13 protein-coding genes are annotated in these 14759 nt (G+C 59.0%); 9 read left to right on the top strand and 4 right to left on the bottom strand.

Annotation, left to right across the window (positions count from 1 at the left end; all coding sequences use genetic code 11):
- Positions 1–125: 125 nt before the first annotated feature.
- Both ACS4NR_RS11170 and ACS4NR_RS11165 read left to right on the top strand, forming a co-directional pair.
- Positions 126–1475, top strand: coding sequence for a DUF1254 domain-containing protein (locus tag ACS4NR_RS11170; RefSeq protein ID WP_456020113.1), 1350 nt, complete (start codon positions 126–128; stop codon positions 1473–1475).
- Positions 1472–2863 carry a DUF1254 domain-containing protein gene (locus tag ACS4NR_RS11165; RefSeq protein ID WP_456020112.1) on the top strand — a complete coding sequence of 464 codons (1392 nt, stop codon included), beginning with the start codon at positions 1472–1474 and terminating at the stop codon, positions 2861–2863. The genes ACS4NR_RS11170 and ACS4NR_RS11165 overlap by 4 nt, the downstream gene beginning before the upstream one ends.
- 248 nt (positions 2864–3111) lie before the next feature.
- On the opposite strand, the gene ACS4NR_RS11160 is transcribed toward ACS4NR_RS11165, so the two are convergent.
- Positions 3112–5085: an alkyl/aryl-sulfatase gene (locus tag ACS4NR_RS11160; RefSeq protein ID WP_456020111.1), complete on the bottom strand. Its 1974-nt coding sequence runs from the start codon at positions 5083–5085 to the stop codon at positions 3112–3114.
- 138 nt (positions 5086–5223) lie between these two features.
- On the opposite strand from ACS4NR_RS11160, the gene ACS4NR_RS11155 reads away from it, so the two are divergent.
- From ACS4NR_RS11155 to ACS4NR_RS11130, 6 genes are all read left to right on the top strand, one after another.
- The gene (locus ACS4NR_RS11155) at positions 5224–5877 is read left to right on the top strand and encodes an ABC transporter ATP-binding protein (RefSeq protein ID WP_456020110.1); all 654 of its coding nucleotides are present in this window, start codon (positions 5224–5226) and stop codon (positions 5875–5877) included.
- Positions 5874–8345, top strand: a complete 2472-nt coding sequence (locus ACS4NR_RS11150) for an ABC transporter permease (RefSeq protein WP_456020109.1) — start codon at positions 5874–5876, stop codon at positions 8343–8345. Before ACS4NR_RS11155 ends, ACS4NR_RS11150 begins: the two co-directional genes overlap by 4 nt.
- A complete protein-coding gene (locus tag ACS4NR_RS11145; RefSeq protein ID WP_456020108.1) occupies positions 8335–9405 on the top strand; it encodes a lipocalin-like domain-containing protein in 1071 nt (356 codons plus the stop codon). The genes ACS4NR_RS11150 and ACS4NR_RS11145 overlap by 11 nt, the downstream gene beginning before the upstream one ends.
- 150 nt (positions 9406–9555) lie before the next feature.
- Positions 9556–9798: a hypothetical protein gene (locus tag ACS4NR_RS11140; RefSeq protein WP_448180124.1), complete on the top strand. Its 243-nt coding sequence runs from the start codon at positions 9556–9558 to the stop codon at positions 9796–9798.
- 11 nt (positions 9799–9809) lie between these two features.
- A complete protein-coding gene (locus ACS4NR_RS11135) occupies positions 9810–9992 on the top strand; it encodes a hypothetical protein (protein WP_007961361.1) in 183 nt (60 codons plus the stop codon).
- An 85-nt stretch (positions 9993–10077) separates the two neighbouring features.
- On the top strand, positions 10078–10662 hold the full coding sequence (locus ACS4NR_RS11130) for a hypothetical protein (protein WP_095136646.1): 585 nt from the start codon (positions 10078–10080) through the stop codon (positions 10660–10662).
- Between the two features lie 329 nt (positions 10663–10991).
- Here the strand turns inward: ACS4NR_RS11130 and ACS4NR_RS11125 are convergent, their stop codons facing one another.
- Positions 10992–11798, bottom strand: a complete 807-nt coding sequence (locus ACS4NR_RS11125; protein WP_456020107.1) for a glycosyltransferase family 2 protein — start codon at positions 11796–11798, stop codon at positions 10992–10994.
- A 215-nt stretch (positions 11799–12013) separates the two neighbouring features.
- On the opposite strand from ACS4NR_RS11125, the gene ACS4NR_RS11120 reads away from it, so the two are divergent.
- Entirely contained in the window at positions 12014–12826 is an 813-nt protein-coding gene (locus ACS4NR_RS11120; protein WP_456020106.1) for a VanW family protein, read from the top strand.
- A 37-nt stretch (positions 12827–12863) separates the two neighbouring features.
- Here ACS4NR_RS11120 and ACS4NR_RS11115 read toward each other — a convergent pair whose 3' ends face one another.
- Positions 12864–13361 (bottom strand): hypothetical protein, encoded by a 498-nt coding sequence (locus ACS4NR_RS11115; protein WP_456020105.1) that lies wholly within the window; start codon positions 13359–13361, stop codon positions 12864–12866.
- A 900-nt stretch (positions 13362–14261) separates the two neighbouring features.
- Positions 14262–14708, bottom strand: a complete 447-nt coding sequence (locus ACS4NR_RS11110) for an SMI1/KNR4 family protein (protein WP_456020104.1) — start codon at positions 14706–14708, stop codon at positions 14262–14264.
- Positions 14709–14759 lie beyond the last annotated feature (51 nt).

Here is a 14759-nt window from a genome sequence, read left to right as displayed (position 1 = left end):
ACCCGATGTGGGAGCGGGCTTGCTCGCGAAGGCGTCGCCATGTTCAGCGATATTCATCGCCTGAAACAGCGCTTTCGCGAGCAAGCCCGCTCCCACAGGGGATTTATTGCTTCAGGAGAATCTTTATGCGCCACTGGATTTCCGCGCTTGCCCTCGGCACCAGCCTGGGCACCGTGCACGCCGCCGACCTTGATGCAAACCAGGCCAAAGCCCTGGCACAAGAGGCGTATGTGTTCGCTTATGCCACTGTCGAACACGACAAGGTGCTGACCGCGATCAATGCCAAACTGCCGTTCAACCGGCTCTACAGCGAACCGCGTCTGCTCGGCCCGCAAGACAACAAAGTGGTGTCGCCGAACAACGACACGTTCTATTCCCGCGCCTTGCTCGACCTGCGCGCCGAGCCGATGGTGCTTGAGGTGCCAGCGGTTGAAGAGCGCTACTACAGCTTTCAACTGGTCGACTTGCGCACCGACAACCTTGACTACATTGGCACGCGCGCCACCGGCAATCAGGCCGGGCGCTACCTGATTACCGGGCCGGACTGGAAGGGCGCAGTCCCGGCCGGTTTCAACGGCGTGATCCGTTCACCCAGCCGCCTGGTGTTTTTGCTCGGCCGCACTGAAGTCAAAGGTGAGAGCGATCAGAAACAAGCGGCAAAAGTCCTCACGGGTTACGCCTTGCAACCTCTGTCGCGAGTGCTGGACAGCACCGCGCCGGCGCCACTGCCGCCGCTGCAGTTGCCGGCGTATCACGACACCAAACAGGGCGCCGCGCAGACGCTGTTCGAAACCTTCAACGCCTTGGCGCCGTTGCATGAATGGACGACCCGCGAGCAGAGCAGACTGGCGCGTTTCGCCGCCATTGGTGTGATCCCCGGAGCGCCGTTTACCCCGGCAGACTCCCTGCGTGACGCGGTGGCGGCCGGTGCTGAGGCGGGCCGTGAGCAGGTGCGCGTGGCGTCCAGTCAGTTGGCTCGCGAGCAGCAAGGCTGGTTGCCGTCGCCAACCAATGTCGGCAAGTTCGGCGATGATGACCTGACGCGCGCCGCCGTGGCCTGGCGCTACATCTATGCCAATGATGCAGCCGAAGCGGTTTACCCGATGGCCCTGCGCGATGCCGAAGGTCAGTTGCTCGATGGCCATCACACTTATCGCCTGCACTTCCCGGCCGGACAATTGCCGCCGGTGAATGCGTTCTGGTCGCTGACCCTGTACGACGGCAAGACCCAGTTGCTCGCGGCCAATCCGATCCAGCGTTACGCCTTGGGTGATCGCAGCGCAAATCTGCAATACGACGCCGATGGCGGTTTGACCCTGCTGCTGCAACCGAATGCTCCGGCGCAGGCGCAACAAGGCAATTGGCTGCCGACTCCGCAAGGTCCGTTCAATCTGCTGTTGCGGCTGTACCTGCCCAAACAACCGGCGCTGGATGGCCGTTATCAGTTGCCGAGCATTGCGAGGGTCGAGCCATGAGCTTTGTTTACAGCCGCCGCACGGTGCTCGGTGGCATGGGGCTGCTGGGCGCCAGTCTGATGGTTCCGCGCTGCTTGCTGGCCGGCGAGCCCTCTGAGTTGCAAGCGATTGCGCAGCAGGCATGGATTTACGCCTACCCGATGCTCATGCACTACCAGACCCTGGAAAAACAGCTGTTCAATCCGAGTGCGCCGGAATACGTCGGCGGCTTCAATCGCTTTCGTCATTACAGCCAGCTCTACACTCCGGCCAATCGCGAAATCGTCACACCGAACAACGACACGCCGTACTCCTGGGCCTGGCTCGATCTGCGCAGCGAACCGCAAGTATTGAGCGTTCCGGCGGTAACCCGGGACCGCTACTACGTGCATCAACTGGTCGATCAGTACACCCACAATTTTGGCTACGTCGGTGTGCTCAGTACCGGTCGCGCAGCGGGCGATTACCTGATCGCCGGGCCGCACTGGCAGGGCGTGGTGCCGGACGGAATCAAAGCCGTGCTGCGCAGCGAAACCGAGATCGTCATGATCCTTGGCCGCACGGGCCTGAAGAACGCTGATGACATGCCCGCCGTGCGTGCGTTGCAGGCGCAGTACCGCTTGCGTGGTTTGCATGAATACACCGGCAGCGCCGCACCTGTCGCGGCGCCGGCGATTGCCTGGCCGGCGTGGGATAGCAAGACCGGGCTGGGGCCGGCGTTTATTAGCGTGCTCAACCAGATCCTGACGCTGTGTCCGATGCCGTCTGCGGAGCAAGGGTTGCGCGAGCGTTTTGCGCGAATCGGCATCGTCCCGGGACAGGCGTTCGATTTCGCCACGCTGCCTGCCGAGGCGCAGCAGGCGCTGCTCGCCGGTATCCGGCAGGCGCAAGCTCAACTGCAGGAGGCGGTGGGCAAGACCCGCACCACGCTCGGGTTGTTCGGCAACCGTGAAGCGATGCACGGCAATGACCTCAATCGGGCGGTGGCCGCCAACATCGGGATCTACGGCAACAGCGTCGAGGAGGCGTTCTACACCGGCGCCCGTCTGGATAATCAGGGACAACCGTTGCAGGGCGGACGACGTTATCGTCTGCGCTTCGCTCCGGGACAGTTGCCGCCAGCCAGTGAGTTCTGGTCACTGACGTTGTATGACTTGCCCGATCGGCAACTGGTGGCGAACGCGATCGATCGTTATTGCCTGAGCAGTCGCGATGTATTGCAGGCGGATAACGATGGCGGCCTGACGTTAATGATGCAGAGTGGGGCGCCTGAACAGAGGGTGTCGAGCAATTGGCTGCCGACGCCACAGAGCGGGGCGTTTACGCTGATCTTGCGGTTGTATGGGCCGACGCGGGATGTGATTGAACAGCGCTGGCGGATGCCGGTGGTTGAAGTGGTTTCTGTGTAGTCTGGACCGACGCCTTCGCGAGCAAGCCCGCTCCCACAGGGTGCAGCGCAATGCAGTGGGAGCGCCTTCGCGAGCAGGCTCGCACCCACAGGGGGCAGCGCAATGCTGTGGGAGCGCCTTCGCGAGCAAGCTCGCTCCCACTGGGGGCAGCGCAATGCTGTGGGAGTGCTTTCGCGAGCAAGCTTGCTCCCACAGGGTGCCGCGCAACTCTGTGGGAGCGAGCTTGCTCGCGAAGGGCGTGACGCGGTTTAAGGGGTGACGATGTTGAACTGTGGCCCGAACGTATCGAGGCTGCCCATCAACTCGGCGAACTTCTTGCCGTTACCCTGCAACTTGATCAGTCCTTTCTGCATTGCGGTCGGGAAATCCAGTTGCTTGAGGCTGATCTTCTCCAGCGTGTCCTTGCTCAAACTGATGCCCGCATCTGCCGCCGGATTGAGACCGGCGCGGTGCGTCAGGACACCATTGCGCAACGTCAGATTGAAGTCCTTCTTCTGATCCTCGAATGTCCAGTTCAGTGTCAGGTCATGGCCGACGGCCTTGTCGCTGTCCAGGCGAACCGCCAGATAATCGAAGAACATCTCCGGGCTCATCGCGCGCACCATGTCCACCGACACCGAAGTCCCGGCGTGTGCCGGCACGCCATTGCGCAATTCCATGGCCCCGGTCAGGTACATGTTGCGCCAGGTGGCGTTCTCGCTCTGGTAACCCAACTGCTCCAGGGACTCGGCCTGAGCCTTTCGCGCGTCGGCGTTGTCCGGTTCGGCGAACAGCAACTGATTGCCCAATTGTGCGGCCCAGCGATAGTCACCGGCGGCCATTGCCGCGCGCATTTTGTCCAGCACTGCCGCGCCGCCACCCATGGCCTCGACGGTACGTTTGGCGGTGTCCGCCGGTGGCAGCGGATTGAGGTTGGCCGGGTTGCCGTCATAGAAACCCATGTAGCGCTGATACACCGCGCGGGTGTTGAAGCTCAGCGAGCCGTAGTAGCCGCGGGTGTACCACTTCTGATCCAGCGAACCCGGCAGTTGCTTTATGGCGTCGGCGATTTCCAGCGGGGTCAGGCCCTGATTCAGCAGATGCAGGGTCCGGTCGTTGAGAAATGCATACATGTCGCGCTGATCGGCGAGGAATGTGCGGATCCGTTCGCCACCCCAGGTCGGCCAGTTGTGCTGGGCAAACAGCACATCTGCCTTGTCGCCATAGCGCGCCAGACTGTCGTCCAGGTATTGCGACCAGGCTTTGGCATCGCGCACCTGCGCGCCACGTGGCGTGAGGATGTTGTGCATCATTTGCGTGGCGTTTTCGGCCATGCACAAGGCTTTCAGTTCGGGCAGATACAGGTTCATTTCCGCCGGGGCTTCGGTGCCGGGCGTCAGCTGAAATTCGACTTGCACGCCGGCGATGGTACGGGTTTCCAGTTCCTTGGCGATCAGATCGGTGGGCGCGATCAGGGTAATCGTGCCGCCAGAAGGCGTGCTCTTGCCCAGCCCGGCGTCGACCTGACCCTGTTCACCGCGCGGCAACAGGCTGCCGAACTGGTACTGCGCACGGCGGCTCATGGCGTTGCCGGCGTAGACGTTCTCGCTCATCACGTGTTCCATGAACCCGGCCGGGGCGAACACCTTGACCTTGCCGGCCTTGACGTCGGCCTCGTCGATGACTCCGCGCACGCCACCAAAATGGTCGAGGTGGGTATGGCTGTAAATCACCGCCACCACTGGCTTGCGCGGGCGGTTGGCGTAGTACAGATCCAGCGCCGCCCTGGCGGTTTCAGCCATGGTCAGCGGGTCGATGATGATCAGCCCGTCATCACCTTCGATGATGGTCATGTTCGCCAGGTCCAGACCGCGCACCTGATAGAGCCTGGGGCTGACCTCGAACAGACCGGCGTGGGCACTCAGTTGGGCCAGGCGCCACAGGCTCGGGTTGACCGACTCCGGCGCCTGATCCTTATCGAGGAAATCATAGGCCTGCACGTCCCAGATCACCTTGCCGGCAGCGTCCTTGACCTGGCCCTTGAATGGCGCAATCAGGCCTTTGCTGACTGACTCATAATCGGTGCGATCGCTGAAGGGCAGCTGTTGCAGGACGGCAGCATTACTGGCGATGGTCTGGGCGCTGGGGGCAACAGGCGCGTTGGCGGCCATCGCCGATTGGCTCAGGCATGCGGTGATCAGGCAGGCGAGCAGGCCACGGGGGCTCAATATGAAACGGGGCATGGTGTCTCCGGTTTTTATCGTTATGGGGGATCCGTCCCGGAGGGTAGGGCGCTGGTCTGGCGCGACGATGATCGTCAACGGACAAAAACCATTCAGGGCCGCTATCCTTGGGGCCAGGTTCATCGATCAGGTTGGCTCATGCTTCAGGTTCAAGGCGTGTTCAAAAGTTACCTCACTCCCCAAGGCCCGCTCCCGGTACTGCAAGGCGTCGACCTGACGCTCGAAGCCGGCAGCAGTCTGGCGCTGATGGGCGAATCCGGCAGCGGCAAAAGCACCTTGCTGCACCTGATCGCCGGCCTCGACAAGGTTGATCGCGGCAGCATCCACAGCGGCGAGCATCGGCTGGAGCGGATGAACGAAGCGCAACTGGCCGACTGGCGCCGCACTGAAATCGGTCTGGTGTTCCAGCAGTTCAACCTGATCGGCAGTCTGCGGGTCGAGGATAATCTGGCGTTTCAGGCGCGTCTGGCCGGGCGCCATGAACCGCGCTGGCAGGCGCATCTGGTGCAGCGTCTGGGGTTGGGCGATTTGCTCAAGCGTTATCCCGAACAACTTTCCGGCGGTCAGCAACAGCGGGTGGCGCTGGCCCGGGCCTTGGCCTCACGGCCGAAATTGCTGCTGGCCGACGAACCCACCGGCAGCCTCGACGAAGCCACCAGTGATGAAGTGCTGCGCCTGTTGCTGGAGCTGCTCGACGACACGCCGACCACGCTGCTGATGGTCACGCACAGCCCACGCGTGGCGGCGCGGCTGGCGCAACGGGTGGAGTTGTCCAACGGTCGCCTGACGTGAACGTGTTCTGGCAAACCCTGCGCGCGCTGCTCAGCCACTGGCGGCGGCATCCGGTGCAGTTTTTCAGTGTGCTGACCGGGTTGTGGCTGGCGACCAGTCTGCTGACCGGGGTCGAGGCACTGAACAGTCAGGCCCGCGACAGTTATGCCCGGGCCAGTCAGATGATCGGCGGTGAACCCCAGGCCAGTCTGGCCACACCGAGCGGTGCGACCTTCAGTCAGCAGTGGTTTGTCGATCTGCGCCGCGCAGGCTGGCCGGTGTCGCCGCTGTTGCAAGGCCGTTTGGTTCTCAAGGATCACCCGGACCAGCGGCTGCAACTGATGGGCATCGAACCGGTGTCGCTGCCCACGGACGCTGCGGTGGCCGGACAGGCGATGCCGATCGAGCGCATCGTCGCGTTCTTCTCGCCGCCGGGCAGCACCTGGATTTCACCGGAAACCCTGCAGGCCCTTGGCTTGACCGAAGGCGCCACGCCGCAAACCGTCAACGGCCAGACACTGCCGCCGCTGCACGCGCAACAGGACATGGCGCCGGGCGTGTTGCTGGTGGACATCGGTGTCGCACAAACCGTGCTCGAACAGCCCGGACAATTATCGCGCTTGTTACTGCCGAAGGATTTTCATGCCGAGCTGCCGGCCGCGTTCAATGGCCGGCTGCAGCTCAAAAGCAGCGCCGAGGAAAACAATCTGACGCGCCTGACCGAGAGCTTTCACCTCAACCTGGATGCCTTGGGCTTTCTCTCGTTTCTGGTCGGGCTGTTCATCGTGCACGCGGCCATCGGTCTGGCGCTGGAACAGCGTCGTGGTCTGTTGCGCACGTTGCGTGCCTGCGGGGTCAGTGCGCGGATGCTGATCGGCTGTCTGGTGGTCGAACTCGGTGTGCTGGCGTTGGTTGGCGGGGTGTTCGGGGTCATCAGCGGTTATTGGCTGGCGAGCGTGTTGCTGCCGGATGTCGCCGCCAGCCTGCGCGGTCTGTACGGCGCGGAAGTGGCGGGGCAGTTGCGCCTGAGCCCTTGGTGGTGGTTCAGCGGTATCGGTTTGAGCCTGTTCGGCGCGTTGCTGGCCGGTGCCAACAGTCTTTTGCGTGCGGCACGCTTGCCGCTGTTGGCGGTGGCGGATCCGCAGGCCTGGCATCAGCAACATGCGCGCTGGTTGCGCCGTCAGGGTTGGCTGGCGGCGGTGTTGGGACTGATCGCGCTGCTGGCGTTGCTGTTCGGTGACAGCCTGAGCAGTGGTTTTGTGTTGATGGCCGGGTTGCTGCTCGGCGCCGCGCTGGCGTTGCCGGTAGTGCTCAGCGCGGTGCTCAATCCGTTGCTCGGGCGTAGTCGCTCGGTGCTCGGTCAGTGGTTTCTCGCCGACTGCCGCCAGCAACTGCCGGCACTCAGTCTGGCGCTGATGGCGTTGCTGCTGGCGCTGTCGGCCAATATCGGCGCGGGCAGCATGACCGCCGGTTTTCGCCAGACCTTCGACGACTGGCTCGAACAACGCCTCAGTGCCGAGCTGTACCTCAACCCGGTCAATCCGGCGCAATCGCGCGAGATGTACGCCTGGCTCAAGCAACAGCCGAACGTCAGCGCGGTGCTGCCCAACTGGCAAGTCGCGGTGACCCTGCAAGGCTGGCCGGCGGATGTGTTCGGGGTGATCGATCATCCGTATTACCGGCAGCACTGGCCGTTGCTCGAGGCGATCGCCGGAGATCCGTGGGCGCATCTGGCAAATGACGACGCGGTGATGCTCAGCGAACAACTGGCGCGGCGCTTGAAGGTGCGCGCGGGTGAACATCTGAGTCTGCCGACCCCAAGTGGAGCGTGGTCGCCGCGGATCGTCGGGATCTACGCCGACTACGGCAATCCCAAGGGCCACGTGCTGATCAACAGCAATCATCTGCTGCGGTTGTGGCCATCACTGACACCGAACCGATTCAACTTGCGCATCGCACCGCCCGACATCCCGCCGTTTTTGCGCGCACTGCAAACGCACTTTCAACTCGATGACAGCCGCATCGTCGATCAGGCGCGGCTCAAGGGGTGGTCGGTGCAAGTGTTCGAGCGCACCTTCGCCGCCACTGCCGCGCTGAACAGCCTGACTTTGGCGGTGGCCGGTGTGGCGCTGTTCATCAGCCTGCTGACCCAGAGCCAGAGCCGCCTCGGGCAACTGGCGCCGCTGTGGGCCTTGGGCGTGACGCGCCGCCAATTGATGCTGCTCAACCTCGGCCAGACCTGGCTGCTGGCGGTGTTGACGCTGGTGCTGGCGTTGCCGTTGGGGATCGCGTTGGCGTGGTGTCTGGATGCGGTGATCAACGTGCAGGCATTTGGTTGGCGTTTGCCGTTGCGGATCTTTCCGCTGCAACTCTTGCAATTGCTCGGGCTGGCGTTGCTGGCGACGCTATTGGCCTCGGCATGGCCGCTGTATTCGTTGTACCGCACGCAACCGGCGGATCTGCTGAGGACGTTTGCCCATGAGGACTAATCAGGTTGCGCTGCTGTTCGCGCTGCTGCTCTTGGGCGGTTGCGATCAGTCTGTGCCTGAGCAAAAGGGCTTCGCCGGGCTTGGCGATCAGGCTGCGCAGTTCACCGCCGTGGTGTCGGGGCGAGAGTTCAGCTTCCCGGCGGATCACGGCGCGCATGATGGTTTTCGTATCGAGTGGTGGTATGTCACCGCCAATCTCAAGGACCGGCAGGGTCACGATTTCGGTGTGCAATGGACGCTGTTTCGCAGTGCGTTAAAGCCTGCGGCAGAGCAACCGGGCTGGGCCAACCAGACAATCTGGCTCGGCCATGCCGCCGTGACGTCGGCCACCGCGCACCATGCCGCAGAGCGCTATGCCCGGGGCGGAGTGGGGCAGGCCGGGGTGAACGTGGCGCCATTCGAGGCGTGGATCGATGATTGGCGTTTCGCCAGTCAGGCGCAGGATCCGCTGACCGATCTGCAACTCAGTGCCAGCGACAAAGCTTTCAGCTATCAACTGCACCTCACCTCCAGTCGGCCGCTGGTGTTGCAGGGTGACAACGGTTTCAGCCGCAAATCCGAACAGGGCCAGGCCTCGTATTACTACAGTCAGCCGTTCTTTCAGGCCAGCGGCACCCTGCAAATCGACGGCCAGACCTACACCGTCAGCGGCCCGGCGTGGCTGGACCGTGAATGGAGCAGTCAGCCGCTGGCGGCCAATCAGACCGGGTGGGACTGGTTTTCCCTGCACCTGGACAGCGGCGAATCGCTGATGCTGTTTCGCACCCGGCAAACCGACGGCGCGCCGTTTCTGACCGGCACCTGGATCAGCGCCAACGGCCAGACCGAAACCCTGCACGGCGAGCAAATCAAACTTACCCCTCAAGACACCGCCAAAGTCGCCGGCCGCCAGATGCCGGTACGCTGGTCGATCAGCATTCCCGACAAACACCTCGACATCAGCCTCGACGCGCTCAATCCCAAGGCCTGGATGGACCTGCGCATCCCTTACTGGGAAGGGCCGGTGCGGATCGCCGGCAGCCATGGCGGGCGCGGCTATCTGGAAATGACCGGGTACTGACGCTCACACGCAAAACCCGTGGGAGCGGGCTTGCTCGCGAAAGCGCCGGTACAGTCACCCACAGAGCAATTGCCCGGAACTCCGCCCCGTCTACCGCCCTCTACCGATCAATCCCGGCCTATTTCCGAGACCCCGGCGAGGACCCCGCCCATGAGCGACGACCTGCAACCCCCAGACCTCACCACTTGGCAGCGCCTGTTCGACGACCAGACCTACTGGCAGCAGTCCCCCGACGCTCACTATTTCGACCTGCAGCGCATCGCCGACGATCTGCTCGGCCAGGGCGCGATCGATCTGGAGCAGTGGCAGATCCTGCGCGCCAAGGCCGACGATCTGCACAAGGATTCGCCAGCCGTGAACGTTACCAATGAACTGGATGACCCTGAAGCCTGAGGAGCCCCGCCATGAAACCCGTATCCCCCAGCGAACACCCCGACGAACCCCGGCCCCCGGGAGAAACTGAGCGCGACAACGACGCCCTGCGCCCAACCGACCCCAAACAGCGCAAAGACAGCGGCAAGGGCACCGCGAGTGGCGAGTCCACTGCGCAGGAGACCGCTGCGGCTGAAACGAAAGCCAAGCCCTGAACAGCGTCTATGCTCAGTGGCACAGTCGGCGCCTACCACGCGTGGGCGCCGGTTGCTGCCATTCATTACAGGGAAAGTACCGCTTATGAAGCTCCACGCTCTGGCCAAGGCCATCACTCTCGCAACCGTTCTGTCCGCCACCAGCTTCGGCGCCATGGCGGCGGATATTCCGCTGTCCGCCACTGTCCTGGCCGATCAGGTCACCACCAAAGTGCTGGCTGTCGATGCGGCCAAACATCAGGTCGTGCTTGAAGGTGCCGAAGGTCAACAGGTCCACGTTCAACTGAGCGACCAGGCGAAAAACCTCGCCAATCTAAGGGTTGGCGACCAGGTAAAAGTCGAAGTGGAACGCTCGGTGGCGGCTTACCTCGATACCGATGTGGATAAAGGTCTGCCTGGCACCGTCGAGCGCAGCGGCGAGCTGCGCAACGCTCCGGGCACTGAAAACCCGGGCGGGGCTGCTTATCGCCAGATTCAGGTGCAACTGAAAATCACCAAAATTGATTTGAAGAATAATCAGGTGACCCTGGAAAACCCTCAAGGTAAGTCGAAAACCCTCGACGTGCAAAAGCCTGAAATTCAAGCCAGGCTGAAAGATCTGAAAGTCGGTCAAAGCGTAGTTGTCACTTATACCGATGTATTAAAAGTGACCAGTCAGCATGAAAGCTGAGCATTAACTCTACAAGATGATTGTTCTTGTACAGATTATTGTATGAGAACAATCATCTGAAACGATTTGAGCCGTGCTTTGAAAGTTTCATGAAAGGATTTCGTCGATAAATATCTATTAACTTCTTCGTACATTAAATTTACCTTTGGGTATGACGACATATCCGCCAACTTCTATTAAAATCCTTCCCGTTCGCCCAGTGTCAGGGCTCTTTACCGGTGCATGGATTGCCAGGCCATTACACTGGGCGAACACCTCTTCGGAGCGGATGTATACAATTTCAGATAAAAAAAGGGCGACTTTGCAGTCGCCCTTTTTTGTGTTCGCGATTATACCGATGCCTGCTCCTCAAAGCGTTTGAGGGTGGCTTCATACATCCTGGTGCGGCGGTGGTTTTTGCCGTAGGTGCCGGCAGCGGCGACGGTTCCTGCCTGGATGTGATCCAGGTAGCGGAAAATCTTGCGCGGTGACAGCAGCTTGATGCCGTAACCCAGACCCACCATTCGATCCTGCAGGGTATAACCGGGCACTCGGTCATCCATGCAAAAGTGCAGTCCCTGGGACTTCATCAACTTGGCGTTCCACAAGGTGCAAAAACTTTTGAGATGAGTTTCCCGATAAGGTTTCGGCTCTTTGCTGCGCAAACCCAACGCAGTTTTCGCCCGGCGAATATAGTGTTTGCAAAACCGCGAAGTTAGTCGCCAGGTGTCTCTGACTATCCCACGATTGATTTGCTCGACACACCCGACTGCGGCGATATCCGCAGACTTTGTACACTCACGCAGCATCATCGCGAAGACCTCCTTGTCGTAGACAAAGGTGTCGGTGTGCAGCAGAAACAGATAGTCGGTTTCAACTTTTTCCAGCGCCAGATCCAGCGCCTTGCCATGCGCAATATGCCCGGCTTCTTTGCCGGGGGAGGGACGTTCGATCAGATTGATCCAGTCCAGCGAACGCAAGTAATCCAGGCTGGCATCCGCCGAATCATTGTCCACCACCCAAACCGGAATGCGCTGTTCCTGAACATGCTGGCGCAACAACTCCAGGCACATCCGGGTGATGTCCGGGGTTTTGTAATTTACCAATACAAGACTGAAATTCGGCTGCGTAACGGCTGGTAAATCAAACTGGCTCATTCTGGAAGCTCATCCGCGGTTGATCGGCGACAGGTATCTCTCGGGCCGGGATGCTAGCGACGCAAGCTTAGTTGAAGCTTAATTCGCCGTTCAGCAAGTCATTCGAAGTGTGTCGAGACACGACATCTCGCGCACGACGCAAGCCGTCCCACAGGCTAAACTGCGCGCCCCTAACACGCTTCAAGGACAAAACGGCGCCTGCCGTTGCCTCACGGATGAAACCACTTTCCCTCTACCACCCGGCCCTGTACTGGCTGCGCGTGTGGCAAAAAAGACTGTTCCGCCAGATCGCCTGGCGTTGCTCCAGCAAACGCTACGCACGCCTGGTTGCCGGCGCTGACCGTCTGCCATTCCGCTACCTGAAACACACCTCGAAACTCATCCGCAAACTCGGCGACTCCGACCTCGCCCTGCAACACAACAAAGTCATCAACCTCAAACTCGCCGTCGCCGCCATCGACGGCCTCATCATCGCCCCCGGCGAACACTTCTCCTTCTGCCGCCTCGTCGGCCGCCCAACCCGCAAACGCGGCTACGTCGAAGGCATGGAACTGTCCTTCGGCGAAGCGCGACGCGGTATCGGCGGCGGAATCTGCCAACTGAGCAACCTGATCCACTGGATGGCGATTCACTCACCGCTGGTCGTGATCGAGCGCTCCAACCACAGCTTCGACCCATTCCCGGACGAAGGGCGAGTACTGCCATTCGGTTCCGGCGCGGCGATTTTCTACAACTACGTTGATTTGATACTGCATAACCCGACGGATCGGACTTTTCAGTTGAAGTTGAACGTGGGGGAGACGCAGTTGGAGGGTGAGTTACTGTGCGATCAGGCGCGGGCGTATCGATATCACGTGTTTCAGGAAGGGCACCGGTTTGTTCGGGAGGGAGAGCGGGTGTATCGGGAGAATGAGATCTGGCGGGAGTTGCGGGAGAAGGGGCAGGTGGGGGAGTTGGTGGAGAGGGTGAGGTTGTATCGGAATCGGGTGGTGGTTAAGTATGAGGTGGCGGACGAGTTGATCGGGTAGGGCGCGCCAATAGCAACATGATATTGGCGCCCACTGGTCAGTTTCTGAAATAAAGCTCATCCAGTTGGCGTTTGCGTATGGACAGATACTCTTCCCATACCTTGGGGAAGTCTTCATCTTTGGTCAGCGGGAAGGTCAGATAGACGTACCTTCCAACCACACTGATATATTGCCTCGCACGCTTGAAGGCCGGTTGTTCGTAAGCTGCCACGCTTTCGTCATAGGCGTCATGGTAGTGATGGATGCTCACTCGGTGCGGGGCGATCATGCACCGCGAGAAATCGATCACCCAGCAGCTGTCAACGGCTGTGCTCAAATAACCGTAGACACCGTCGCTGGATAGACGAATGCACGAATTAGCCTGGGTGCCGTCGTCATCGTTGACCAATATGACCTTGTCCGAAAAGTATTTGATATTTCTGCCGTCAGGCCCTTGCAGGAGCAAGCTCCAGCCTTCGGCTCCCATGCGGAATTCACCGTTGTTTTCGAAGGTGGCGGTCCAGTTGTTGGCGAGTGTGATTTGATGTTTATTCATGGGTGCTCATGTAAACTGAAAGGCCGCAAAGTAATGGGTATGGTTTCTGCATAGAGCTAAGAAGCTCACGAGCCAGATTTATGAAAGCGTTTAGGTTGTAAGATAATCACATCTATGTAATAAGAAACTGTGATCTTTTCCCGAGATCGTCGGTAGTGTCTGAATGCACACTGTCTATAAAAGTGTCAGTGAGCGCATTGCGCTACACTGCGCCGTCATTATTGTATGCCGTAATATTGGCTATATTAATATTTTTTGCTTGGCATGTGGTTATACAGCTATTTTCAAATTTAATTGTGACTTTGTAGTCTGAGGATTTTCCCTCGATTGTTAAGGTGGTGGTGCCGCTGAAGTTGAGTTCTCTACATTAAAATTTCTATGTCTACTATGTAGAGCTGAAACTCATACTCGTTGTAATTCTTTGCCAGCCACTTTTTAGGGGCTGCTTGCTCTATTTTTCTGGATAATTTTATGCATATAGAGTTTCCGTCCAGCATTACGTATGACGTACGCATGCTTGAGGGGGAATATGTTTTTCCGAAAATAGACGTCCACTGTTTTTTGTTCGATATTGATGATGTCCACATTTTAGATTGCTCAAAATATGTAGTAGGCTTTACTAGATGCTTCGCCTGTTATAGAGTTTTCAACTGGTCGTTGATTGAAATGAAGTAAAAGGGCGACGAGTTTATTTTCAATCCCTTTTGAATCGAAAGGGGAGCCGGTCGAAAAATAAATCTGTTCATTTGCCTTTAAGTCCCTACACCTCGGCAAGGTGATTGATGTACATGCCACCTTCGGAGACCGAGATACAGATATCTGTTCGGGGCTAGACCACGTCTAGAAAATCGAATGTAGAATGCCCCTTGCCGCTTATCAGATAGTTCAGGGTTGAATAAGTCAGGTTCTAAGTTCGACGTATTCTTTAAAGAATGAATAAAAGTTATCTGCTATTTTTTTTGACGGTTTTTTCTTAAATAGATCGTAGCTAGTGATCTGGCCGTTTCCTGTGGGTCCACAATCTATTACCCAGCAAACTTCGTCATCCTTTAAGTAAATCACTGCGAAGTTTCTAGGTAGTTCAAATTCTGATCGACAATACACGGTGCTGTAATTTACAGTTCCGCCATTATCTAAGGCCGCATCATTGTTCTCAATTCCACATATTTCTGAGCCTGCTGCTCCACCGCCACCGCATACACTCAAGAAATCAACGAAATCTTCAGGTAGTTTTATGTCTAAAATGATTTCGAGCTTTTTAATTTGCTCAGTAGTGGCGGAGCCGAGCCAAAAAGTTTCTTCGTCGGAGTTGTCGAGCTTTGTTATCAAATCTTGATAGTTATGCATGGGCTTCCTCACTCAAAGTCTTTGGCTCGTTCTTTCCAATATGCTTTTCTA

Source organism: Pseudomonas sp. JQ36, from assembly GCF_053851495.1.
Note: the sequence above shows the minus strand (reverse complement) of the source record. Positions and strands in the feature narration are given on the sequence as shown.